Here is a 24,133-nt window from a genome sequence, read left to right as displayed (position 1 = left end):
ACCCAGACTTAAGCCTTGTGGGTTTTCTTCTTGACCGGGCGAGGTCACTCAACAGAAACCCGGGCTTTCCGGTAGCGTCTTACTTCTATCCAGCCATGGGTAGCCAGTGCCGAGAAGACAATCACGCCGCCAATCAGGCTGAGGTTTGGCGGCACCTCATTCAGAAACAGCCATACCAGGAAAGACCCCAGTACGGTTTCCAGCAACAGCATCAGGCTGACTTCCGCCGCCGGTATGTAACGTGGCCCGATCTGGATGAGGATGCAGGCCATTGGCAGGAAAACCAGACAGAGCAGGGCGATGAAAAATCCGTCCCTTGGCGAGAGCGCCTGTGCTCCACCCATGACAGCCGCCACGATGGCCAGAGCCAGGGCACCAAACATCAGCATCACACTCATGTCGCAGTCGGGCCGGGAGCGGGCCACATTGAGGTTGGAGGCGAGGGCAGTGGCAGCAACGCCGGCCATCATCAGTCCCAGGGGGTCGCCCTTGCCCCATTCGCCGATGGCCATGAAGGTCGCGCCGGTCACGCACACCAGGATGACAGCCCAGGTTCTCCAGGGCAGGGTTTCCTTCCACACCAGCCACGCAATAAGCGCTGCGATCACCGGGGCCGTGTTGAGAATAACCAGGACATTGCCGGCAGCCGTGTTCTTCATGCCAACAACGAACCCTAACGTGCTTATCGCGAAAGCTCCGGCGCAGAACAATCCCTTCCGGCCGCAGCGCCTGATTTCGGTGGTCAGGCGGGAACGGTACCTGAGCCAGCTGATGACCAGGAAGCTGATAGCCAGCAGCAGGCCACGCCAGAACAGGAATACCACTGGCTCCACGGAGGTAATCTTGACCAGTAGCGCGTCCGGGACAATAAACAACACGCCCAGGGCGGCGATGGTCAGGCCTTTGATCCGGGTAGTCTGCAAGCGGCTACTCCCCGGCAGTGTCGTTGGCGTTGCAGGCCTTTTCCAGCCTGGCGATACAGTTGCTGAAGGTGCGGCTGATGCGGGTCTGGTCGCGGATCATCGCCAGGCGTGGCCAGGTGGCCTGCTCACCAAGCCGGATAAACATTTCCAGGTCCTCGCGACCGGGGTTGGTGAGCACCTTGCGATACAGCAACGGGCGGAAGGGGAACTGGATATTGATATCCCCCAGATAGGTTTGCGTTGCCATGGCATGGGCCTGCTCCAGCAATGGCCGGAGTATGGTTGAGGACCAGCTGTTCCGGGTCAGTTGCAGCGTGGTCGCGACCTGGGCGTGCAGGATTGAAGCCGCTGCCTGTTTGGCGGACGCCCCCGGGCCACGTTCGTGATGGTGGCTGATAAACGGCAGCACGTGGGGATTGGCCTGGCTGACGATAGTCCGGTTTACATTATGAAGCCGGGCCATGCGCAGGAGGGGCAGGTCCCCGTGTACGCTGCCGTCAATCCAGCGCTCTGTCGGCATGTAAGGTTTCTTGCCGTTTTTACCCTTGTCATTGTCCCGGGCCTGGAGTGTTACTGGCGGATAAATGCCAGGAACCGCACAGGAGGCCAGAATGGCAGAATCGACCAACACTTCTGGCGAGGCAAGGCTGTTCAGCAATCTGGGTTTCTGTCGGGTTCGGGTGGGCGACACCGAAATGTTGAGGGTGCGACCGCTGTGCTCCGCAGCCTCACGGAAACTGGTACTGCCGATGTTGGTGTGGATGTGATGAAGCAGTTGGGTCTGGTCCATGGCGTGGCGTTTTCGCCAGATACGGCTGGGCTCCAGCCAGCGGAATGCGTCCAGGTGGATCTCCCCGGGCTCGTTGAAAAAACGTTCGAGCTCTTCATTGTTTCGGATACAGATCGCCCCGGCCACGATGGCGCCCATGCTGGAACCGGCAATCACGTCCGGTAGCAGGTCCTGTTCCCAGAGCGCACGGGTAACACCGATGTGGTAGATACCGAAAGCGGCTCCACCACTGAGCATCAGGGCAGGGCGGCCGTAAACGCGTTCGGCATCCCGGAACAGGCGGAGCTTCTGCTGTTCGGTGATGCCCGGCATGTCATGCTCGCAGATGAAGTACATGGAGCGTTCCACTTCATCCAGGAATTCCGTGACCAGGTACTTGGTGCCTGTCCAGGCGATGGCATAGAGGTCCGGATTGGCAATTTCACCCAGGTGCCGGTACAGGCTTTCCTGCAGCATGCGGGTAAGGCCACGGGTGTCACCTTTTTTACGGCAGTGCACCATGGCGTCGATGTGCTCGCGAATCAGTTTCTCGTGAAGCAGCTCGCAGCCGCCTTCCGCCCGCCACGCCAGCGTGCCTTCCAGGTCATCCAGTTGCTCGGCCGTAGCGTGCCATTCCGCATAGGAAGTGGCTGCAGCGAGTTGTTTTTCCAGTTCCCGACGTTGTCTTTTTAAGTCTCTCATGATGTACAGGATACATCATGAGAGCGGATTCAAGGGATTACAGGTCCGATCTCGGGTTCAGGTCGACCCCGCCCGCCCTACGATCCCGACGAAAGTCGGCTCGACTAACGGGTACTGCTGCTCAATACTGGTAGAAAAGAGAGGAGTGATGTCACCATGACTGCGGAAGAGATGATTACGGTTGCCAAAGACAATGGCATTACCACCCTGACGCTCAATCAGCCGGAGAATCGCAATAGCCTGTCCATGGCGATGTTGCAGGCGCTGTCGGATCAGCTCGAAGAACGGGCGGGGGATGCGGAAACGCGCGTAGTTGTGCTTGCTGCCAGTGGCCGGGTGTTCTGCGCCGGCCATGATCTCAAGGAGATTCGGGGTCAGCTCGATAGCCATCAGTTCCAGCTGGACCTGTTTAACCTGTGCAGCAAGGTCATGCAGCAGATTGTAAACCTGCCTAAGCCGGTGATTGCCCGTGTGGCCGGTGTCGCCACCGCGGCGGGGTGCCAGCTGGTAGCCAGTTGTGACCTGGCCGTAGCCGCGGATACCGCCCGATTTGCCACACCAGGTGTGAATATTGGCCTGTTCTGCTCCACGCCCATGGTGGCACTGTCCCGCAATGTGTCTCGCAAGCACGCCATGGAGATGCTACTGACTGGCGAAATGGTCAGTGCCCACAGAGCGGAGCAAATCGGGCTGGTGAACCGGGTGGTCGACGAGCAGGCGCTGGATGAAACCGTACACCACCTGGCGGCAACCATAGCGAGTAAATCGGGTCACACCCTTCAGATCGGCAAAGAGGCGTTCTACCAGCAACTGGAAATGGGGTTGACGGAGGCCTACGACTTTACCTCGGAAGTGATGGCGAAGAACATGCAGGCTGCGGACGCGCAGGAAGGTATCTGTGCATTCCTGGACAAGCGCAAACCGGACTGGAAAGACAAATAGACCGTGCTAGTGACAGTCTGACGGCTCCAGGGAAAGCCGGTCTCCCACCTCAATTTTCCGGCTTTGAAAATATCCCTGGTTCATTTCAAGGGCCAGGTAGAAAGGAACACCGGCCCGGTAAGTGGGGCAATCCCGGCCCTGGCCTGACGGGCAGGGTGCCATCTGTCGTATGGCCCGGATGGTGCCCTGGCGGTCCAGATAGGCAATGTCCAGCGGAATCAGTGTGCGATACATCCAGAAGCCATGGTCCGCCCTTCGCTCGTTGCTGTACACGAACAGCATTCCGGCATCGGGCTCAAGCATTTCTCTTTCCATCAGCCCGCGGCTGCGTTCTTCAGAGCTCCTGGCAATCTCGAGAGTGATGGGGATAGCCCGCTCCTCAGATATCAGGCAAGCCTGTTTCACAGGAAGCGATTGATTGTCGGGAAGGGCGGCCAGACACCCGGAGAACAGCAGGGTCATGACTGGAAACAGGGCCCTCAGGCTGCGCTCTGGTGTTTGCCTGGCCATCAGGACCGCAGCCGGTAGCCGGTTTTGAAGATCCACCATATAGCGACCATGCACGCTGTGAGGAACAGCAGGGTCATGCCCACACTGATGCCCACGTGCACATCCGACACACCGTAGAATGCCCAGCGGAAACCACTGATCAGATACACCACCGGGTTGAACAGACTGATGGTTTGCCAGACTTCCGGCAGCATATCGATGGAGTAGAAAGTACCACCCAGAAAGACCAGCGGGGTGACTATCATCAGCGGCACGATCTGGAGCTTTTCAAAGCCGTCTGCCCAGATCCCGATAATAAAACCGAACAGGCTGAAAGTGATGGCGGTCAACACCAGGAACGCGAACATCCAGAACGGATGCAACACATCGTAATCCACAAACAGCCTGGCCGTTATCAATATGATAATGCCGAGTATCACCGACTTGGTGGCGGCAGCCCCGACATAGCCAAGTACCACCTCCAGATAGGAGACCGGTGCGGACAGCAACTCATAGATGGTGCCGGAGAATTTCGGCATGTAGATGCCGAAAGAGGCGTTGGAGATGCTCTGCATCAGCAGGGACAGCATCACCAGCCCTGGAATGATGAAGGCCCCATAGCTGATATTGTCGATATCACCCATGCGGCTGCCTATGGCAGAGCCGAACACCACGAAATACAGCGATGTGGAGATAACCGGTGAGGCTACGCTCTGCATCAGGGTGCGGCGCATGCGGGCCATTTCAAAATTGTAGATTGCACGGACACCGTACAGGTTCATTGCATTACTCCCGCGTTATTCATTGACCAGGCCCACGAAAATCTCTTCCAGGGAGCTTTCCCGGGTCTGGAGGTCACGGTACTCAATGCCCAGGTCGCCCAGTGTTCGCAGCAGGTTCGCCACGCCGGCCTGCTCCTGCTGGGAGTCAAACGTGTAGATCAGCTCGTAGCCGTCTTCCGACAGCTCTACAGGCTCGAGAGCCAGTTGCCCGGGCATCTGCTCAAGCGGGTTCTGCAGCTGCAGGCGCAGTTCCTTTTTGCCCAGTTTGCTCATCAATCGCGACTTGTCCTCCACAAGGATGATTTCACCCTGGCGGATAACGCCGATGCGGTCAGCCATTTCCTCGGCTTCCTCGATGTAATGGGTGGTGAGGATGATGGTAACGCCGTCTTCCCTCAGCTTGCGCACCATTTCCCACATATCGCGACGCAGCTCTACGTCCACGCCTGCCGTTGGTTCGTCGAGGAACAGGATGCGGGGTTCGTGCGACAGGGCCTTGGCGATCATTACACGGCGCTTCATGCCACCGGACAAAGACATGATCCGGTTATTGCGTTTGTCCCAGAGGGACAGATCCTTCAGGACTTTTTCGATGTGGTCCGGTGCCGGCGGTTTGCCGAAAAGACCGCGGCTGAAAGACACGGCACCCCAGACGGTTTCAAACGAATCCGTGTTGAGTTCCTGGGGCACCAGGCCGATGCTTTCCCGGGCCTTGCGGTAATCCTTGACGATATCGAACCCCGCGGCTTTTACCTCGCCGTCAGAAAGGTTCACGATGCCACAGATGATGCTGATCAGCGTGGTCTTGCCGGCACCGTTGGGTCCGAGGAGCGCAAAAATTTCTCCCGGTTCAATATCAAGGTTGATGTCCTTGAGGGCACTGAAACCATCAGCATAGGTTTTGTTGAGGTGCTTTACGGAGATGTCCGGTTGCACGGGCTTATCCTGTTGGTGGTGAATCTGCGGAGAGTTAAAGCGCGGTATTTTCTCACGACCGGCACTGAATTAGAAAGCTTTGCCTTGGCAGCAATAATCTCCATAATGCGTCATTAACCTTGGAGGGATGGTTGTGTTGAAAGCGCTAGTGGCTGTAATTGCCATTTCAGCGGTGGTTGCCCTTGGCGTTTTCGGCCCACGCTGGCTTATGTTGGATGCCGATAGCCGGTCTGATCAGGGCATTGTCGGGTGTGATGTGCTCAATAATACGTGTCGATGGACCCAACAGGGCAATCACTGGGACGCTCATCTGGTAAAAGATGGTGCTCAGGAAGATGGTACTGAATATCGCCTGTCGGTAAAAACAAACATGAACCCGCCACGGTTGCTGGCTGTGCTACGAGGCGAGTCCATGTACCTGGGAGAATATCCGGTACCGATGACCAGGGCAGGGGTAGCGCAGGATGGTAGCGGCCAGCTTTGGGAAGCACGATTTACCGCGCCTTTCTGTACGACGGATCCGGAAATGACCTGGAGAATCGACTTGCAAACAGGCATGGAGGCAGAACTTGATCTGCCCGTGAAGCTGACCTTCAAAGCAGAGGGTCGGGCCTGACCATGGGATGACAGCCGGTCAGGATTGTGTAAAATCATCGAACTGCAATGATTGGCCAGGGAAGCACATATGGATTATGGCGATAGCGTACAAAAGGTTCTGCTCAGAAAAATCCAGAAAGCGGAACAGGATCTGCTCCAGTTGAAGCTGGATTATTGCCGTTTTATTTTTGGCTTGACCCATCGCTCCAGGGTGGAGTGTGACGGCAAGAGCTACATCGTACGGTCTGTGGATGTAGACAGCATGGAGCGACAGGAAGACGGCAGCTTTTCCAGGCCGGCTATCACCGGCGCTCCGGCCGATGCCCCGGAAACCGCAGAAGCACAGGATATGGGCACAGGCTGGACACTCGAAGATTCGGCAGTCCGTACCTCAATGAGCCGCAGTTCAGACAAACGCGTTTGACGTAATAGCACTGTAGAGGCTGTGGTCCCGGAGAACGTAGCGGTGTTCGCTCCAGTACTCCGCACCACCCACGCCGTAACGGAAACAGGCCAGCAAGGTGGCACTGCCCGTCAGCGTTGATAGTGCCTGGACCGCTTCAGGCTGTCGCAGCCCGATTTTTCGGCTGGCCAGTTGACTCACCAGATTGACCAACGCACCTGAATGACGTTGTGACTTGTCACAGAGCGCGCATGCAGCACCATACAGCCAGGCAGTCACGTATTCCTTTACGGCGTTAGGGGCTGTATCAAGCTCCAATCCTTTCTCGCGACAATCCCTTTCCTGAATGCTCAATAATATATGCAACTGGGTAATCAACCCGCATTTGTCCAGTCCGCGACTGACAAGGCCTTGGCCAGCACCCACACGGTTGGGACCGATCGGCTGCCGCGCAGGGGCAGGTGATGCAAACTCAGGATGAGCGGTGGGTGCCGCCGGCACGAAGGGATCATGTCGCACCAGCGTGAGCATCCGGAAGGCAAGCAGCAACAACAACGCAATGAGCGCGACTTCAATCAGTAAAACGATGCTGGTTGTCATAAGCGTTCCGGATTGCCTGAGGGTGACTGTTACATCATTAATCCGGATTGTAACCATATGTATCTCGGGACACGAAGGGAACCGGGTTAAATCTGGTCTGCAAATGGTGGAACTGTGACGTGGTATCCACTGGAGTAACTAACAGGTCGGCATGGTTTGCAGCGCCAGCTTCTTGCGAATAAACCGGCCGAGGATATCGACACCGATGTTCAGCGAGGCGGTAATCAGGATTAGCACCATCGCTTTGTCGAACTGGATGTTCTGGATGGCGCTGTCGACATAAAAGCCGAGCGTGTAGATGCCCAGAATGCCCAGAATGGCTGTTTCCCGCATGATGATTTCCCACCGGTAAAACAGGAATGCAAGAAACGATCGATAAACCCGGGGTACAAGCTCGTAGGTGTATCGGTTGAGACCTGTGGGCGCATCTGGCCGCAGACGGATGAAACTGGACTGGCGGCCAATCAGATGGCCGATAATACCGCCATTGTGCAAAGCAAGCGCTACCACAGCAGGCAGCATTGAAGGCCCCCACAGCTGCAGCAGAATGTAGGCAAGGATGTATTCCGGTGTTGAACGCAGGATCACCAGGAACACATGGCCGCTCGTGCGACGCACCGGGCCGCCAAAGTGGGTGGAAATCAACGGAAACGCCAGCAGGGCAATGATACCGGTGGCAACCAATGCGATCTGCGTGAGTATCACCGTATTCCAGATTCCGGGCAGGGCCTGCGTGACAAACAGATCACCTAGCCAGGCACCCATTCCTGCCCAGCCCTCTTCGCTTTTCAGGGGGGAAGGCACAATATCTTCGGTAAAGAACCGGGTGACGTTGCCCCAGATAATGGGCATGCCGTCGCCCAGGAAAAAGGGCGCACCGAGGATGTATACCGGTAGCAGTCTGGGCTTGACCCAGAGCGGCAGGGTGGCAATGAGCACATAAAACAGGATCAGCATGGCGCCGGCGTCGGAGTAATGCCCCTGGGAGAATGCGGATTCCAGGTAAAACCCGAGTGTTGGCAAACCCACGAAGCCAAGAATGGCACTGGACCTGAGGCCGCACTCAAGGCGATAGGCGGTATAGGTGCGCATCTGAACCCAGCAATCCGGAATACGAGCGTATAAAAAGGCTGAGATCACGCCGGTCCCGGGAGGCAGCAGGCGCCCCGGCTCCGGGTCTGCTTCTTCGAGAATCTCGGAATAGACCTTGGCAAAAATGCCGGAATAGGGAATGGCAATGGCCAGTACGCCAGTCAGCGGATGGAAGCCAAAAAACTGCAGAAAGATCAGGGCCCAGAAGAGTTCATGGATGGCCCGGATAAAGGCACAGAATATCCGTACCGGGTAGGCACGGTAAACCAGCGCCAACAGGAACCCGCACACACTGCCCAGGGCCACACCCACAAACGCAAATGCGACGGTACGGAGCAGGGCGGTTGCCAGCCCTTCGGTACTGAAAAAATCGGGAGTGACAATGCCGAGGAAGAAGCGGCCCAGGTCTTTCCAGGGGTTGGCCGCCGTGATGGCAATATCCGCAAACACCAGACCCACCAAGGCAATGGCGGTAAAAATCAGACTGGTTCTCACGGTTGGTGAAGACAACATAGATAGGGGGTCTGGTTCAGTAAAGCGGCATGATATCTGCCGGGGTCAGCTTTTCGCTGAGCTCATCCAGAGCAACATGCCCATCCTGGATGCCGACAATCCGTGTGCAATAGGCCAACGCCAGCTCCACATCGTGAAGTGCAATTACGCTGGTTTCGAAACGCGCTTTCAGTAGCCCCATAATCTGATGAGCCATAGGACCGTCCAGCGCCGATACCGGCTCATCGGCAAGTAACAGACCGGACTTTCGGTAAAGTGCCCGGGCAATGGCAACTCGCTGTCGCTGTCCGCCGGACAGCGACGCCGCGGGAATCCATACCTTTTCCGGCATCCCGAGCTCGGATAGAAGGTCTTCCACTTCGCGACTGTCCCTAGAAAACGGTCGCATCAGCGAAACTACATTGTACCAGGTGGGATTCGCATCCAGGCGGCCCATGTACACGTTATGGAACACCGGCAAGGCATTCACCAGCCCAAGATCCTGGGGCACCAGAGACGCCAGGCTTTTGACTTCCTGGTACACAAGCCGTATCAGCGTGGATTTGCCAGCACCACTACGACCGACCAAAGCAATTTTTTCGCCCTTTTTGACCTTCAGGGAGAGCGGGCCGATAACCCGCTCTCCGCCAAACGATGCGGTCAGGCCAGTCAGATCAAATCCTGACATTAATCGATGATTCCGATCTGCTTACCAACAACACGAATTGGCTCGTAGGCGTCATTTGAAACCGGAATGAAACCACTGCGAGGGAAGCTTTCCAGGAGCTCAGGATCATCCATTGCCAACAGTGCTTCCTGAACACGCTGTGAAAATCCTTCGCCGAAACGTTCGTCGACATCGCCGCGAATCGTCCACTGATAGTTAGGATAGGAAGGCGTTGTCCAGATGACTTTAACAGCATCCGTATCAATAGTGTTGTTCTCCATTTCCTTGTCCCAGACCGAGAAGTTGATTGCACCGACGTCGTAGGTACCCGCCTCAACAAGGCGAAGGGTGCGGGTATGGTTACCGCTGAATCCAACACGGCTAAAGACTTCCTCAGGACTCTCCCCAAAGGCTTCACGAACATAGTATTCAGGGATAAGGCGGCCGGAAGTGGAACCCTTGGAGCCGAAGGTAAAGGTTTTGCCACGGAGCTCGTCAGACAGGCTCTCCATTTCATCGAGTCCGGTGCTTTTATGGGCAATAAAGTGAGAGTAGAACGCCTTGTCTTCGACGCCCTGGGCAATTGCTTCTGATCCGGGAACCAGTTCCCGGGCCTGTACGCCTGAGAGGCCTCCGAACCAGGCCAGTTGCACCTGATTGTTCCGAAACGCCGAAATCGCGGCCGCATAGGACTTCACCGGAATATAGCGAACGTCTACGTCCAGCTCTCCGGACAGGTAGTCCGCAATGCCCCTGAAGCGCTCTACCAGTTTGGTTTCGTCCTCATCCGGGATTGCTGTAAACACCAGCGTTTGAGCAGAAGCTGTCGCAGAAGCAAGAAACATGAGTAAGCTGGCTGCAGCCAATTTCCGTATCAGATTCAGTCGCATTTCAATTTCCTTGTGTTAGATCTTGGATTCAGCGGGTGAGGATAACGTGATTTACCTCAACTCTGAACATCTATACGATTCAATTGACTAAACAGGTTATGGCTATCCATCATTAATGAAGAAATTTTCCGGAGCCCTCCGTCCATGAACATTACCCTGATAACGCCAGCAGCTCCGGGCTCCAGGGCAGGTAATCGGGCAACGGCTGAGCGCTGGGGCCAGCTGCTTGAAACTGCCGGTCACCAGGTGAACATAGTCACGGAATACCATGGTGAGCCATGCGACCTGTTCATTGCGCTGCACGCCTGGAGAAGTCACGAGGCTGTTGGGCGCTTCCGGGCGCAGCATCCGCTTACACCTTTGATTATTGTGCTTACTGGCACCGATATCTACGACCATCAACACCGCTTTCCTGAGGTTACCCACGAATCCATGGCGCAGGCTGACTGCCTTGTAGGGCTTCATCATCGGGCCGGCCAGGATATCCCCGAGCGTTTTACCCGGAAGCTGACGACAGTACTTCAGTCAGCAGACAAACCTGCGAGGGCATCAGGATTGAAGCAGGATTTTGATATCTGCGTTATCGGTCACCTCCGCGACGAAAAAGATCCCCTTCGCGCTGCGTTGGCTGCCAGGCAGTTACCTGAGACCTCCGCCATTCGAGTGATCAACGCCGGCAAGGCCCACACACTGGAATGGGAACAAAAAGCCCTTGCTGAACAGAAGGCAAACCCCCGTTTCCAATGGCTCGGGGAGGTGGATAAACCCACCATCCAGAACCTGATGAACCACTCCCGTGCGATGGTAATCAGCTCAGTAATGGAAGGGGGCGCCAATGTTGTTTCTGAAGCCTGCCGCGCAGGCCTGCCCGTCATCGCCTCGGATATCTCTGGCAATATTGGCCTACTGGGCGACGATTACCCGGGGTATTTCCGTGTGGGTAATGACACCGATCTGGCCAGGTTGTTACAGCGAGTGGAGCAATCCCCAGAATTTCTGGGGGAGCTAGAGGATCGCGTCAAAGCATTGGCCGGCAGTTTTACCCCGCAGGCGGAGCAGGCTTCATTACTGGCAGCGATTGAAAAGGCAGTAGCCGAGCGTACCCGGCTCACTCCCTCAAAGTAATCGGCTCGATAGGACCCGTCTCATCCTGGGGCAGTACCCGGCCTATAACCGCTGTATGCGGGTAACCCAACGCCTTGAGTTCGCTGACACAGGCTTCAGCCTGATCCGCCGGCACGCTGGCCAGCAGGCCGCCTGCCGTCTGGGGGTCAAAAATCAACGGGTAGCGAGGGTGCTTCACCCACTTCTCCTGATCACGGATACCGCGCCGCAGCCGGATGTTGGCAGGCTGCAGCGAGCTGAGAATGCCAGCTGCTGCGGTTTCTTCGGCGCCGGGCAGAATTGGAATCGCCCCCAGATCCAGCTCTGCGTCTACGCCGGATGGCCGAGTCATTTCCACAAGATGCCCAAGCAGACCAAATCCGGTCACGTCGGTACAGGCTTTTGAGCCATACCGGCGCAGACACTGGGCGGCTTCCTTATTGGACTGCACCATCGAGGCCAGTGCCACATCAATCCAGCGCCCCTTTGCTTCCAGTTTTGCATGGGCCGCGAACAGGGTGCCGGTACCGATAGGCTTGGTCAGAATGAGCACATCTCCGGCCCGCAGGCCGCCTTTGCTCATAACCTCGTCGGGATCGATCAGGCCGTTGACAGCAAAGCCCAGTGCCAGTTCACGGCCTTCACCGGTATGGCCACCCACCAGCGCGCAACCTGCTTCGTTGAGCACTTCTACCGCGCCAGACATCATCTGGTAAACAACGTCTTCCACCTTGGATTCAATGCCATAGGGTACGGTCGCTACGGCCGTAGCACTCTGGGCCTCAGCACCCATGGCAAAGACGTCACCCAGTGCATGGTTGGCAGCAACCTTGCCAAACAGGTAGGGGTCATCAATAAACGCTCGGAAGAAGTCGACCGTATGCACCACAGCTTTGCCGGGCGGTACCGTCAGCACAGCAGCGTCGTCCGGCGCATGCAGGCCGATCAGAATGTCATCCCGCTCGATTGGGCGCAGCTCACCCAGTGCCCGTGACAATACCGTACTGCCGACTTTTGCACCGCATCCACCACACCGCATGGCGACCGCGGATATGGCCTGGGACGCTTCCTCGGCATTCTGTGCCGCACCGGTGTCGGGTAGGGCAGAGTTCTCTTTCATGGCCGGAAGGTCGTTGAACTTCGCCATGAAGCGCTTATCGATCTGGTTTTTCCAGCGCCATACCCACTTGCCGGCAAAGGACATATCTCCACGGGACGCTACAGCAAACTTGTCGCCTGTACTGATGAGTGCCAGCCACTTTTTCTGTGGGCTGAAGGGTTTGACAGCCTTGCCCAGGGCGTAACGCTTGAGGTTATCCGCCAATGGACGGCCCTGACGGACGGCAAATACTCCGGCTTTTTCACGGGGGTGATTAACAACATTGGCAATATCGCCAACGGCAAAAATATCGTCGTCGGTTTCTGTCTGCAGAGTGTCCCTTACCCGGATAAAGCCACCGTCATCCAGAGCCAGTCCGGTATCCTCCAGCCACTGTGGGCCACCGGCCCGGGTTACCCAGAGCACCTCATCCACCGCATGTGACTCACTGGATTCCGTGGTCAGGTGGCCTGCCTCGACTTTCGAGACCGCCGCTCCCAGATGAACTTTTACCCCGCGGCTTGCGAGTTTGTCGGCAAAGACCGCACGCACCTTGTCGTTGTGGGTGGGCAGTATCTGGCTTTCGGCATCAAACAGGTGGAAGTGCAACTGGTCCGGGTCGTGACCCCGTTTTTCCAGTTCATTACGGAGCCGGAACTGCATGGCGAGGGTCAGCTCCACACCGCCGGCACCGGCGCCGACCACCGCTACCGACATCGGGCCTTCGTGATTTTCCAGCCGGGAGAGCAACGACAGCCAGCGATTATTGAATCCATTGATCGGTTTGACCGGCACCGCGTGCTCCCGTGCACCATCCACTTCGCCAACGCGAGGGGAAGAGCCGATATTGACCGAAAGAATGTCATAGGGGACATCGGGCCGGGACCGACAATTGACCCGCTTGCTGTTGCGGTCAATGCCAATGGCTTCATCCCTGTAGAATCGGGCACCAGCAAACTCCGCCAGTTTACTCAGGTCGATGTGAACGTCGTCATAGGTATAGTGCCCGGCTACGTAGCCGGGCAACATGCCGGAGTAGGGCGTATGGGTGTCTCGGCAGATGAGGGTGAGGCGGACACCCGGCACGGGATTCATGGCGAAACGCTTGAGAACCCCGACGTGGCTGTGCCCGCCGCCAACCAGAACGATGTCCCGTAATACAGGCTGCTCGGATTGTTGCATCAAATGACTTTCTTGGCCTCATCACTGAAGGTGCTGAAGCCCTTCACATTGGAAAATGCCTGCAGTTTTTCCTGATCGTCTGCAGATGGGTTGGCAATCTGGTCAACCGAGGTGATACCCGCTTCTTTCATCTTCCGGGCAGTGGCTGGGCCAATGCCTTTGACCTGCGTCAGATCGCCCTTGTCTTTCGGCTTTGTTGCAGCCGGTTTTCTTGCCGAGGTAGCTGCCTTTTTGGGAGCAGATTTTGCGGCAGAAGCCGAACTTTTAGCGGTAGTGGCTGCCTTCGGCTTGGCGGCCTTTTTTGCCTTTGCTGTCTTTTTGGCTGCAGGTTTTTTGGCCGCTTTATTGGTGGCTTTCTTCGCTTCCCCTTTGGTTTCTTTGCTGGCCATGCCAAGTCGGTCCAGAACGTTGTTCTGCAGTTCGTGGAATTCTCCCAGGCGGCGCTCATACTCGTCGCTGAAGCGCTTCATTTCACGGTCACGAAGTTCATCCAGTTCTTTCAGCAGCTTGCGCACGGGCTCCTGAATCTGGTTCTGAAGGCCGTCGAACTGCTTGAGGGCATCGTCTATCAGCTTTTCGATTCTCGATGACGTCTTGTCAAACTCTTTGTTAACTTTCTTCACAACTTTATCAACATTTTGCTTGTTGGCTTTCTTGGCCATGAGGATTGTCTCCTTACAGTGCGGTTTGTTTGGTGAGCGCTTGTGATTTCAGGCCATTTGCCGGAGCCCGGAGGAAGGCCCGGATGAACGTCTGGATTTCAGTAACTGCTTTTTTCTTACCACATCCCGGATTCGTTTGAGCTTGTCTGTCAGAGCCGGTGACGTCTGATCATTAATTTGCACGAAATCAATGGAATAGAAGAAATTGCTGCAGTGTTTTCTACGTTCGGTGACAAGGCCGGATATGCCATCGGCCCGGATGTTATCAAATGGCATTTCCATGATCAGGTCGAGAACAACCGTATCGCCCGGGTTGAACACTTTGTCGGTTTTCATCACACAGCCAAAGTTGTCGAGCTCGAACAGAGCCGCCTCGACCCGTTCACGGCGGAACAGGCCTCGTTTGACATGAAACTGTGCAACAAGGTCCGGTAGTGCTTCGTTCATTTACAAGTGATCTCTGGGTTGTTCCGTGGAAGCGACCTGACGGTACATGGTTAAACAATAGCCACACTCGGGCTGTTTGGCAACGTGCTCAGTGTCATACGATAAATCTCTCAGACAGTTCTTCAACTGTCTGGATTATTTTGGTCCTTTTGAATCGTATTGAGCGCGTATATATCGGTGCGGCGGTCTTTCAGGTTGGTGACGGATCCTTCGTTACGCACCAGCTTGAGTTTCTCCAGATCCATGTCCGAAAACATGATCATCTCGGTGTTCGGTGTAGTTTCTGCCATGACTGCATCGTGGGGAAAGGCAAAGTCCGATGGAGAGAACACAGAGGACTGGGCATATTGAACGTCGAGATTTTCCACCTTGGGCAGGTTACCCACACTGCCGGTGATCACCACGTAACACTCGTTTTCAATGGCTCGGGCCTGGGCGCAGTGGCGAACCCGCAGGTAGCCGTTCTTGGTGTCCGTCCAGAAGGGCACAAGGATGATGTCCACTTCGTCACTCGCGGCCAGACGCCCGAGTTCCGGAAATTCGATGTCGTAGCAGATCATGATGGCAACGCGGCCGGCATCTGTCTCGAAGACCTGGAACTTTTCACCACCTTCGATAACCCAGTCACGCCGCTCATGGGGCGTGATGTGGATTTTGCGTTGCTCATCCACGCGACCATCCCGATGGCATAGGTAGGACACGTTGTACACCCGGTCGTTTTCCAGCAGTGGCATGGAACCGGTGATGATGTTGATGTTGTAGCTGACCGCCATTTCCGACATCTGGTTGCGGAACTGCTCGGTAAAACCGGCCAGGAAACGGATAGCACGGGTCTGATCCATCTGATCCGTCAGGCCCATCAGTGGGGCGTTGAAGAACTCCGGAAATAACGCAAAATCGCTCTTGTAATCCGACAGCGCATCGACGAAATACTCAACCTGCTCGAGAACCTCATCCACGGAGGTGAATTCACGCATCTGCCACTGCACCGCACCCAGCCGTACCTGGGTTTTCTTGACACTCAGAACCGGCGAGGGTGGGGTGTAGAGAATATTCCGCCACTCCAGCAGGGTGGCGTAACCCAGTGACTTCTCGTCTTCCGGCAGGTATTTGTGCATCAACCGGGTAACCTGGAAGTCATTGGACAGCTGGAAGCTCAGAATCGGGTCGTAAATGTCCTTACGATCCACCCGCTGGATGTATTCCTCGGGCGAGTACCGATCGGAATACTTGTGGTACCCCGGTATCCGACCGCCTGCCAGGATGGCGCGCAGGTTCATCGAACGGCAGAGTTCCTTGCGGGCTTCGTAAAGGCGCCGCCCAAGGCGATACCCGCGATAATCAGGGTGAATAAATACGTCCAGGCCGTAAAGGGAATCGCCCTTGTCGTTATGCCAGAGCTTCTCGTTGCGGAGGATCAGGTCGTCGTAAGTGTGGGGGTTGCTGAAACGCTCATACTTGACACAGACCGTCAGCGCTATGGCGATCAGCTCGCCGGATTCCTCTATACATATCTGGCCATCCGGGAACTGCTCAACCAGCGCCTTGATCGTGTCTTCTGGCCAGGCACCGCCGATATCATCGTAAACCCTGTCCATTAGCTTCTGGAGCTGGGGGTAGTCATCAATGGTGAGGTTCCGAAGGTTGAGATGCAGTTCTTCATGGGCCATATACGGCGGCTCCGGTTGGATTCAGGGAAAAATACGCAGACAGAATGCGTTGACTAAAGTTCCTATTTTATCAGATCGCGCTAAAGACTTCGCAGCAAAAGCCGAAAACAAAACTATACAGAACACAGGGTGCGAAGGCGGTAGGCTCGCATACCCTGTATCGAATGAATCAAAAGGATCCGCATAATGAATCTGAGTTTCGGCCAGAAGTTGCTCATTGCCTTCGGAATACTGCTGGTGCTGGTCATGGGGGCATTTACCCTCAGTGGCAACCTGAGGCTGCAGAGCACCACCGATACCTATGTAGATGCGTTGATCGAAGATGCAGTGGCCCAGAGTACGTCCAGTATCGCTGATTGGCTCAATACCCGCCTGACCATGACCGAAGCAACCGCAAAGGCACTGGAATCCGTCACTACTGATCAGGAGGCTCGGGTGATACTGGCTGCAGCCACAACCGGGGGTGGTTTTATCGACGTGTATGTCGGCCGGGATGACGGCTATATGCTGATGAAGGACGATGCTTCGGAAGCCACTCTTCCGGATGGCTTTGACCCACGCACCCGCCCCTGGTTCAAGCAGGCGAAACAGACCGGAACCGCCTCCTTCACTGAACCCTACCTGGATGCAGGCACGGGCGGAACCATCATTTCAACCCTGGCGCCTGTGAAACGCGGAGACTATGAAGGGGTGATCGGAGGTGATATTGCACTGAAAACCATCGAACAGGCCCTCTCTGCCATTACCCTGGCTGATACCGGCTATGCGGCTTTGATCAGTGATGACGGTACCGTTCTTTTTCACCCGAACCAGGATCTGGTAGGCAAGGACATCAGCGTGCTGCTGGGCGAAGCGCCCCAGCTCGGCGGCGATACCCACCGCTATGAGTCGGACGAAGTCAGCTGGACAGCGAGTTTTCACCCCATTGCCGGCGCCCGTGGCGTTGACTGGTATCTCGGCACCTTTATCAATGAAGATAAAATCAACGCGCCGGTACAGGCGGCACGAGTGACCGGGCTTATGATTGCGGTTATTGGTCTGCTGGTATCGCTGGTTGTTCTGCATCTCGGCATACGTGTGCTGATGGCTCCGGTCAGAAAGCTGAACCGCGCCATGTCGTCCATCGCCAGTGGCGAGGCCGATCTGACCAAGCGCCTGGATGATAGCGCCAGTGACGAATTCGGCACACTGGCCCGGGAATTCAACAGCTTTGTTGAAAACATCCAGAACGTTGTCCGGGATGTTCAGAAGGGCACCGCAGAGCTTGGGGAAAACGTAGCGTCTCTGCGGGAGACCGCCAGCACAAGCCGCGGCAGCGTCGAAAAACAGCAGGCTGAAGTTGATATGGTGGCCACGGCCATCAACGAAATGTCTGCCGCGGCCGGCGAGATTGCCCAAAACGCGCAACAGACCGCGGATGCTGCCAATACCGCCGACTCTGACTCCCGCGATTCGCTGGAAACCGTCGCCGCATCCAGGGACGCCGTGCAGAAACTGTCCAAAGAGATCAGCGCCGCCGCAGAAGTTATCGATAAGCTCGGCAAAGACGTGACCGACATTACCTCGGTGCTGGAGGTGATTCAGGGTATTGCCGGGCAGACCAACCTGTTGGCTCTGAATGCCGCGATTGAGGCGGCAAGGGCAGGAGATGCGGGTCGCGGGTTTGCGGTGGTGGCTGACGAAGTGCGCAATCTGGCCCGCCGCACCCAGGACAGCACTGAAGAAATCAACAACATGATTGAACGTCTGCAGAGTGGTGCCAACAATGCAGTTGACGTTATGAAGGCATCAACGGCTGTGTCTAATGTCAGTATGGAAAAGGCTCAGGACGCCATGGAAGCGCTAAACCGGATTGCAGATGCCATCACGTCTATCAGCCAGATGACGTCCCAGATTGCGACTGCGTCTGAGGAGCAGACATCGGTCACCGAAGAGCTGAACTCGTCCATCACGCGCATTGCAGATGAGGGGCAGGAGGCTGCCAAGGCTGCCAGTGAAAACGACGTTTACAGTGGGCAGATAGAATCGATCGGAACAGCCCTCAGCCAGAATGTTTCAAGGTTCAAAGTCTGAGTCGGCTTCGTCTGACGAAGACAGGTTATTGATGCGCCGCTGCAGATTCATGAGGCTGTGGCGGCCGATGGCCAGGGATTCCTCGGTCAGGTATGGGTTGTTCAGTACGAGCATTTTTCGCTCTCCGAGGTCCAGTGCTTTCATTGCCCTGCCGTAGAAATGGTCCAGGTACTTGCCGAAACTGCCGTCATTGATGGCCCGTTCCATGCCCAGCTGTAAACGCTGGGCGGTTTCGTGGTCACGGCGGCTGACAAAAAAGTAGGATGGCATGGGGTAGGCAATCAGCAAGTCCGGTTCGATGGCCAGGTTCATGTTGCCTTGCATCTCCAGATCAAACAGCACTTCGCTGACCCCTCGCGCGAAACACTCAAACCGATGATTCTCCAGCATCCGGAAAAGAATTTCGTACCGTGAATGGGTAATCACCTTTACGCCATTGGCCTCAAGTATGTCGGTATCCGGCCAGTGGGTACCCTGGCCAACCCGGATTCCGGCTTCCTGCAAATCTGAAACGCTCTTGATGCCTTCAAACATTGGCAGTGATTCCTGCAGTACCACACAGACCCTGAACCCCAGTAACCCGCCGTCTATAGGAAGGGGGATGGCAAGGAGGTTGCCCTCGCGCTTATCGGATGTGGCGACATTGGCAATATCGACCAGCGTGGATACCGGCTGTTCCAGCTCCCGGACAACCCGACCCTGTGCCATTTCGGGGCTGCGGATTATGCTGAAGGAACCGTATTCGGGGGTTTTTTCAAACGCCAGAGAAACCAGGGCACGGATAGGGGGGCTGTCGTAGTTTCGATACCACAGGCGGTACTCGTTATGTGGGGAGACATTGGCCGCGCCGATGAAGGCGGGCCGTTCTGCAGACAATACGATACCGGCGCCGAAGCATAAATACACCAGGCCCAACATCCAACCCGTACGTCCCGATTTCATAGGGCGCTGCCTCCTGCATTCATTCGCACTCTCCTTGCCCTGGCTTTCTGCGACACCAGAGCAGTTTAGGCGAATTTCCCGGACGTAACAGGAATTGCTGACCGAAATCGGCAAAAATAGTTGCGGATGCTTTCGCCGAGCTGTAATTATCTACGCCTGTTGGTCCGGCCTGCCGGAAATAGAGGTATTCAGGAGAGAGCAAAACATGGCGTTAATCGATAATCTGATCGGAGTGACGGGACAATGGGTATCTGCGTCCGACCCGAAAGCCCGCATTACACAGCCGCTGGCCTGGCTGCGAAAAACCAGTGGCTATGCAGCTGTAAACCGGATTATCGGGCTTTCGATCCCGTTCGCGCCCCGCAATGGTTTCAGTGTAGAAGAAGTGCGGCCAGGCTTCGTAAAAGCGAAAATACGTCTGAAAGGCAACAAAAACCACTTTGGCAGCCTTTATGCCGGCGCCTATTTTCTGGTGGCTGAAATACCCGGTGGTGTACTTACCCTGTTCGATCTGGGCCCGGCCTATACCCCGATCCTCAAGGAGATGACCCTGCAATTCCTGCAGCCGGCCAATTCAGATGTGTTTGTGGAGTTTTCGCTGGATAAAGCGACGGTTGAAGCCATCAAGGCCGAAGCAGATGAGACCGGCCGGGCTGCGTTTGCACTGGAGGGCACTCTGTACGACCAACAGGGCAATCACGTGGCGACTTCTGTTGCCCAGTACCGGGTTCGCAAGAAGGGATTCAAGGCTTCGTAATTCATCGAATCACAGGCCGTCCAGCTCCCGCAGGGCGGCCAGGAAAGTATCTCCGTATTTCTCCAGCTTTGCAGCACCCACACCGTTGATCTCGGCCATTTCAGCCAGACTGTTCGGGCGTTTTTCCAGAATCTCGAACAGCGTGGCATCGTGGAAGATCACGTAGGGCGGCACGCCTTTTTCTTCCGCCAGAGCCTTACGACAGGCCCGTAAAGCCTCCCATCCAGCCTTGTCGGTTATCTGGTCGGCAATCTTGCGACGCCCCGATGTGCCTGAGGAATTGCGACCTCCGGAGGATTTGACCACCGGGTCCTTACGCAACTGGATCGGCACTTCGCCTTTGAGCAATGGCCGGCATTCCTCTGTGAGCTGGAGCGCACCGTAACCTTCCGGATCTGCCCTGAGGTAGCCGTTGGCCACCAGTTGCCGGAACACCGATTTCCAGTCGTTGGCCGACAACTCGGTACCTATGCCGTAGGTGGACACGGCCTGATGCCCGAACTGGAGAATGCGTTCGTTCTCTGAGCCCCGCAGAACGTCTATCAGATAGGTAACACCAAACCGTTGTCCGGTTCTGAACACGCAGGAAAGGGCTTTCTGAACGGCAAGCTTGCCATCCCAGGTTTCCGGCGGGTTCAGGCAAGTATCGCAGTTGCCACAGGGTTGCTCAAGGGTATCGCCAAAGTAGCGCAGAAGGACCTGGCGGCGGCAACTGGTCACCTCACACAGGCCCAGCATGGCGTCCAGCTTCTGGCGCTCGACCCGCTTGAAGTGGTCGTTACCCATGGAACCTTCAAGCATCTGGCGCAGCTTGATGACGTCCTGCAGGCCATAGACCATCCAGGCAGTCGAAGGCTTTCCGTCACGGCCGGCACGGCCGGTTTCCTGATAGTAGGCCTCCAGGCTTTTGGGCAGGTCCAGATGGGCAACAAACCGCACGTCCGGTTTATCGATCCCCATGCCGAAGGCGATGGTGGCCACGATGATCACACCATCTTCACGCAGGAATCGCTCCTGATGCCGCGACCGGTCTCCGGCATTCAGACCGGCGTGATAGGGCAGTGCGGTGTAGCCTTTGTCGCTGAGCATCTTCGCCGTTGCGTCTACCTTGTTGCGGGAGAGGCAATAGACGATGCCGCAGTCACCATCATGTTCTGCTTTAATAAAGTCCAGTAATTGTTTGTTAGCGTTGGTTTTAGGCGCAATGCGATACTGAATATTCGGGCGGTCGAACCCGCTGATAAAGTGGCGGGCTTCGGTCAGTGACAACCTTTCAGCAATTTCCTTGCGGGTTCGCTCATCTGCCGTGGCCGTCAGTGCGATGCGGGGTATAGTGGGGAATTCATGGGCCAGCCGGCTCAATTCAAGATAGTCGGAACGGAAATCGTGGCCCCACTGGGATACGCAGTGCGCCTCATCAATGGCAAACAGGGAAATGGAGGCGTGATGCAGCAAATCCAGGGTGCGCGGCTGGATTAAGCGTTCCGGTGCACAGTACAGCAGGTCCAGCTCCCCGGTCATCAGGGCGTTTTCCGTATCACGGGCCTGCTCGAAATCCATCGTGGAGTTCAGAAAAGCTGCCCGCACTCCCAGTTCTTTCAGTGCGGCCACCTGATCCTGCATCAATGCAATCAGCGGAGATATCACGATCGCGGTCCCGGCACGAACAAGGGCAGGCACCTGGTAACACAGTGATTTACCGCCGCCGGTGGGCATCAACACCAGCGCATCACCGCCGTTGACCACCTCACGGATAATGTCACCCTGCAGTGGTCTGAAGGTCTCGTAGCCGAATATGCGATGCAGGACTTCTTCCGGGTCCTGATCTGAAACACGGGGGCGCACTGTGCTTAGTTCTGCAAAATCCATGACTTGGCCGGCGGTGTTGGTTGACGGTAAAAATGTGCCGTTCTGGCAGGCTGTGCATGATACCAGAATCACGTCACGGAATCGGCGGAGACAAACAAACCTTTTAACGGCTACAATGCGGCTTTTTTCTGCACCCAACAAACAGGATCTCCATGCAGGAATTTGACGCCATTCGTCCCTATTCGGACGATGAAACCGGAAATGCGATCAACAAACTGGTTCGGGACCCGGAATTTCTGGATATGATTGGCCGCTTCAAATCGCCTACGCTGGCGAAATGGGCACCCTCCATACTCCGGATATGGGTGAAGCGCTGGCTGCTCAGTCACTTTGCCGGCATTACCCGCATTGATGATCTCCAGGCCAGGCTGTCAGGCTATGTCGGCGAACTGGTTGACCACACGACCACCCGTGTCACCCACAGCGGGCTGGAGAACCTGAACAAACACAGTGCTCATCTGTTTATCTCCAACCACCGGGATATCGTTTTCGATCCCATGGTGGTGAACTACCTGTTGTTTGCCAACGGCTTCAAGACCACCCGGATTGCCATTGGCGACAATCTGTTGGCCAACCGTGTTTTCGCGGAAATGATGAGGCTCAATAAAAGCTTTGTAGTGCGCCGCAACATGACCAGCCCGCGGGAAATGCGCGACGCCTATATCATGCTCTCGTCCTTTATCAGTCACAGCATCGACAATAACGAAAGCATCTGGATTGCACAGCGGGAAGGCCGCGCCAAGAATGGTCTGGATTTCACCGATCCCGCCATAATCAAGATGTTCTACATGAGCAAGAAAAAAAGCGGGCTGGCATTTTCCGAGGCCATGAACCGGCTGCATATTGTTCCGGTGTCCATTGCCTATGAGTACGACCCCTGCGATGTGGACAAGGCTCGCGCACTGGAGACGCATGACCGGACAGGCGAGTACACCAAGCGGGAAGGAGAGGATACGGATCAGATCATGAAGGGCCTGACCGGCTTCAAAGGGCACGTGCATGTGCATTTCGGTGCCCCCATTGCTGACGCGGAAGACAACCCGAAAGATCTGGCTGCGCGGATAGACCGTGAGATGCACGCCAACTACCACCTGCATACCTCAAACCTGGTGGCGTACCAACAAAGGGGCATCCACCCGGATTCACACGCTACAAGGGATTCCGTGAGCGATGCGGTGGTAACAGCAGAGGCATGGTCAGCGGCAGAAATAGAAGCGGCCGAAGCCGAAATGGAACGAAGGCTCGACGCGTGCGACCCGGCCATCCGCCCGTACCTGCTGGATATGTACGCCAACCCGGTGGTAACGGCCCTGGAAGCCCACAACGGCAAGACGAATTCATCATCGGAACATTCCTGATACCCGAGGTATTTTGTGAAAGAACTCGAATACATTGAACTGGAAACCAGACCCAATCCGACTGCATCGGTTATCTGGCTTCATGGCCTGGGTGCCAGTGGCCACGACTTTGAGCCGGTAGTGCCGGAACTCGGATTACCGGAAGAGGCCGCGGTCCGTTTCATCTTTCCCCACGCGCCCAATATACCTGTAACCATCAATGGCGGCATGACAATGCCGGCCTGGTACGACATCAAGGCCATGGACATCGACCGGATAGTGGATACGGACCAGTTGATGGCGTCATCCGACGCCGTAGCCAGACTGGTGGACCGTGAAATTGAACGCGGTGTAAACAGCGAGAACATCGTTATCGCGGGTTTCTCCCAGGGGGGCGCTGTGGCCTATGAACTGGGGCTGAGTTATCCGAAGCGCCTGGGCGGTATTCTGGCGCTGTCTACCTACTTTGCGACCGCGAAAACCGTTGAGATTTCAGAGGCCAATCGTGGCATCCCCATCAACATCTATCATGGCACCCATGATCCGATGGTGCCGGAGTCACTCGGCCGGCTGAGCATGGAGAAGCTTGAGGAACTCGGCTTCAAGCCTTCCTATCAGACCTTCCCCATGGAGCACAGTGTGTGCCTTGAGGAAGTACAGGATATCGGCCGTTTTATCCGCAATCACGTTCTTTAAAGCCGTGCCAT

At 56.0% G+C, this 24,133-nt stretch carries 23 protein-coding genes; 8 read left to right on the top strand and 15 right to left on the bottom strand.

Features of this window, described 5'->3' with window-relative positions; translation table 11 throughout:
- Window positions 1-44 precede the first annotated feature (44 nt).
- Together FDP08_RS02580 and FDP08_RS02575 are read right to left on the bottom strand one after the other, a co-directional pair.
- Window positions 45-923 carry a DMT family transporter gene (locus FDP08_RS02580; RefSeq protein ID WP_137434472.1) on the bottom strand — a complete coding sequence of 293 codons (879 nt, stop codon included), beginning with the start codon at window positions 921-923 and terminating at the stop codon, window positions 45-47.
- 4 nt (window positions 924-927) lie between these two features.
- Window positions 928-2,394 (bottom strand): patatin-like phospholipase family protein, encoded by a 1,467-nt coding sequence (locus FDP08_RS02575; RefSeq protein ID WP_137434471.1) that lies wholly within the window; start codon window positions 2,392-2,394, stop codon window positions 928-930.
- 156 nt (window positions 2,395-2,550) lie between these two features.
- Between FDP08_RS02575 and FDP08_RS02570 the strand changes: the two genes are divergently transcribed.
- The gene (locus FDP08_RS02570; RefSeq protein WP_137434470.1) at window positions 2,551-3,336 is read left to right on the top strand and encodes an enoyl-CoA hydratase; all 786 of its coding nucleotides are present in this window, start codon (window positions 2,551-2,553) and stop codon (window positions 3,334-3,336) included.
- Window positions 3,337-3,342: 6 nt separating this feature from the next.
- Here the strand turns inward: FDP08_RS02570 and FDP08_RS02565 are convergent, their stop codons facing one another.
- From FDP08_RS02565 to FDP08_RS02555, 3 genes are read right to left on the bottom strand one after another with little or no spacing between them, the layout of a single operon-like run.
- Window positions 3,343-3,846 carry a DUF192 domain-containing protein gene (locus FDP08_RS02565; protein ID WP_228263215.1) on the bottom strand — a complete coding sequence of 168 codons (504 nt, stop codon included), beginning with the start codon at window positions 3,844-3,846 and terminating at the stop codon, window positions 3,343-3,345.
- Entirely contained in the window at window positions 3,846-4,607 is a 762-nt protein-coding gene (locus FDP08_RS02560) for an ABC transporter permease (protein ID WP_137434469.1), read from the bottom strand. The genes FDP08_RS02565 and FDP08_RS02560 overlap by 1 nt, the downstream gene beginning before the upstream one ends.
- A 15-nt stretch (window positions 4,608-4,622) precedes the next feature.
- Entirely contained in the window at window positions 4,623-5,543 is a 921-nt protein-coding gene (locus FDP08_RS02555) for an ABC transporter ATP-binding protein (RefSeq protein ID WP_137434468.1), read from the bottom strand.
- A gap of 133 nt (window positions 5,544-5,676) precedes the next feature.
- On the opposite strand from FDP08_RS02555, the gene FDP08_RS02550 reads away from it, so the two are divergent.
- Both FDP08_RS02550 and FDP08_RS02545 read left to right on the top strand, forming a co-directional pair.
- Window positions 5,677-6,159, top strand: a complete 483-nt coding sequence (locus FDP08_RS02550; protein WP_427901834.1) for a hypothetical protein — start codon at window positions 5,677-5,679, stop codon at window positions 6,157-6,159.
- Between the two features lie 69 nt (window positions 6,160-6,228).
- Entirely contained in the window at window positions 6,229-6,564 is a 336-nt protein-coding gene (locus tag FDP08_RS02545) for a hypothetical protein (RefSeq protein ID WP_137434466.1), read from the top strand.
- On the opposite strand, the gene FDP08_RS02540 is transcribed toward FDP08_RS02545, so the two are convergent.
- From FDP08_RS02540 to FDP08_RS02525, 4 genes are all read right to left on the bottom strand, one after another.
- The gene (locus FDP08_RS02540; protein WP_137434465.1) at window positions 6,547-7,143 is read right to left on the bottom strand and encodes a hypothetical protein; all 597 of its coding nucleotides are present in this window, start codon (window positions 7,141-7,143) and stop codon (window positions 6,547-6,549) included. The two genes, FDP08_RS02545 and FDP08_RS02540, sit on opposite strands and share 18 nt — an antisense overlap.
- Before the next feature lie 138 nt (window positions 7,144-7,281).
- Entirely contained in the window at window positions 7,282-8,748 is a 1,467-nt protein-coding gene (locus FDP08_RS02535) for a PhnE/PtxC family ABC transporter permease (RefSeq protein WP_137434464.1), read from the bottom strand.
- Between the two features lie 16 nt (window positions 8,749-8,764).
- On the bottom strand, window positions 8,765-9,415 hold the full coding sequence (locus tag FDP08_RS02530; protein WP_137434463.1) for an ATP-binding cassette domain-containing protein: 651 nt from the start codon (window positions 9,413-9,415) through the stop codon (window positions 8,765-8,767).
- A complete protein-coding gene (locus FDP08_RS02525) occupies window positions 9,415-10,284 on the bottom strand; it encodes a putative selenate ABC transporter substrate-binding protein (RefSeq protein WP_137434462.1) in 870 nt (289 codons plus the stop codon). The genes FDP08_RS02530 and FDP08_RS02525 overlap by 1 nt, the downstream gene beginning before the upstream one ends.
- A 144-nt stretch (window positions 10,285-10,428) precedes the next feature.
- On the opposite strand from FDP08_RS02525, the gene senB reads away from it, so the two are divergent.
- A complete protein-coding gene (gene senB / locus FDP08_RS02520) occupies window positions 10,429-11,409 on the top strand; it encodes a selenoneine biosynthesis selenosugar synthase SenB (RefSeq protein ID WP_137434461.1) in 981 nt (326 codons plus the stop codon).
- Here the strand turns inward: senB and selD are convergent.
- From selD to FDP08_RS02500, 4 genes are all read right to left on the bottom strand, one after another.
- Window positions 11,393-13,669 carry a selenide, water dikinase SelD gene (selD, locus tag FDP08_RS02515; protein ID WP_137434460.1) on the bottom strand — a complete coding sequence of 759 codons (2,277 nt, stop codon included), beginning with the start codon at window positions 13,667-13,669 and terminating at the stop codon, window positions 11,393-11,395. The genes senB and selD overlap by 17 nt on opposite strands.
- Window positions 13,669-14,331: a helix-hairpin-helix domain-containing protein gene (locus tag FDP08_RS02510; RefSeq protein ID WP_137434459.1), complete on the bottom strand. Its 663-nt coding sequence runs from the start codon at window positions 14,329-14,331 to the stop codon at window positions 13,669-13,671. Before FDP08_RS02510 ends, selD begins: the two co-directional genes overlap by 1 nt.
- A gap of 48 nt (window positions 14,332-14,379) precedes the next feature.
- Window positions 14,380-14,778: a hypothetical protein gene (locus FDP08_RS02505; protein WP_137434458.1), complete on the bottom strand. Its 399-nt coding sequence runs from the start codon at window positions 14,776-14,778 to the stop codon at window positions 14,380-14,382.
- A 122-nt stretch (window positions 14,779-14,900) separates the two neighbouring features.
- On the bottom strand, window positions 14,901-16,448 hold the full coding sequence (locus FDP08_RS02500) for a bifunctional GNAT family N-acetyltransferase/carbon-nitrogen hydrolase family protein (protein WP_137434457.1): 1,548 nt from the start codon (window positions 16,446-16,448) through the stop codon (window positions 14,901-14,903).
- A gap of 186 nt (window positions 16,449-16,634) precedes the next feature.
- On the opposite strand from FDP08_RS02500, the gene FDP08_RS02495 reads away from it, so the two are divergent.
- Window positions 16,635-18,521 (top strand): methyl-accepting chemotaxis protein, encoded by a 1,887-nt coding sequence (locus tag FDP08_RS02495; RefSeq protein WP_137434456.1) that lies wholly within the window; start codon window positions 16,635-16,637, stop codon window positions 18,519-18,521.
- On the opposite strand, the gene FDP08_RS02490 is transcribed toward FDP08_RS02495, so the two are convergent.
- The gene (locus FDP08_RS02490; RefSeq protein WP_137434455.1) at window positions 18,504-19,463 is read right to left on the bottom strand and encodes an ABC transporter substrate-binding protein; all 960 of its coding nucleotides are present in this window, start codon (window positions 19,461-19,463) and stop codon (window positions 18,504-18,506) included. The two genes, FDP08_RS02495 and FDP08_RS02490, sit on opposite strands and share 18 nt — an antisense overlap.
- Before the next feature lie 205 nt (window positions 19,464-19,668).
- Here FDP08_RS02490 and FDP08_RS02485 point away from each other — a divergent pair, with 205 nt between their 5' ends.
- Window positions 19,669-20,220, top strand: a complete 552-nt coding sequence (locus tag FDP08_RS02485; RefSeq protein ID WP_137434454.1) for a PaaI family thioesterase — start codon at window positions 19,669-19,671, stop codon at window positions 20,218-20,220.
- A 9-nt stretch (window positions 20,221-20,229) separates the two neighbouring features.
- Here the strand turns inward: FDP08_RS02485 and recQ are convergent, their stop codons facing one another.
- Window positions 20,230-22,089, bottom strand: a complete 1,860-nt coding sequence (gene recQ, locus FDP08_RS02480; protein ID WP_137434453.1) for a DNA helicase RecQ — start codon at window positions 22,087-22,089, stop codon at window positions 20,230-20,232.
- A gap of 152 nt (window positions 22,090-22,241) precedes the next feature.
- On the opposite strand from recQ, the gene FDP08_RS02475 reads away from it, so the two are divergent.
- A complete protein-coding gene (locus tag FDP08_RS02475; protein ID WP_137434452.1) occupies window positions 22,242-23,447 on the top strand; it encodes a 1-acyl-sn-glycerol-3-phosphate acyltransferase in 1,206 nt (401 codons plus the stop codon).
- 15 nt (window positions 23,448-23,462) lie between these two features.
- Window positions 23,463-24,122 carry an alpha/beta hydrolase gene (locus FDP08_RS02470; RefSeq protein ID WP_137434451.1) on the top strand — a complete coding sequence of 220 codons (660 nt, stop codon included), beginning with the start codon at window positions 23,463-23,465 and terminating at the stop codon, window positions 24,120-24,122.
- Window positions 24,123-24,133: the final 11 nt, after the last annotated feature.

This window comes from Marinobacter panjinensis (genome assembly GCF_005298175.1).
Taxonomy (GTDB): Bacteria; Pseudomonadota; Gammaproteobacteria; order Pseudomonadales; family Oleiphilaceae; genus Marinobacter; species Marinobacter panjinensis.
This window is presented reverse-complemented; position numbering and strand designations above follow the sequence as displayed.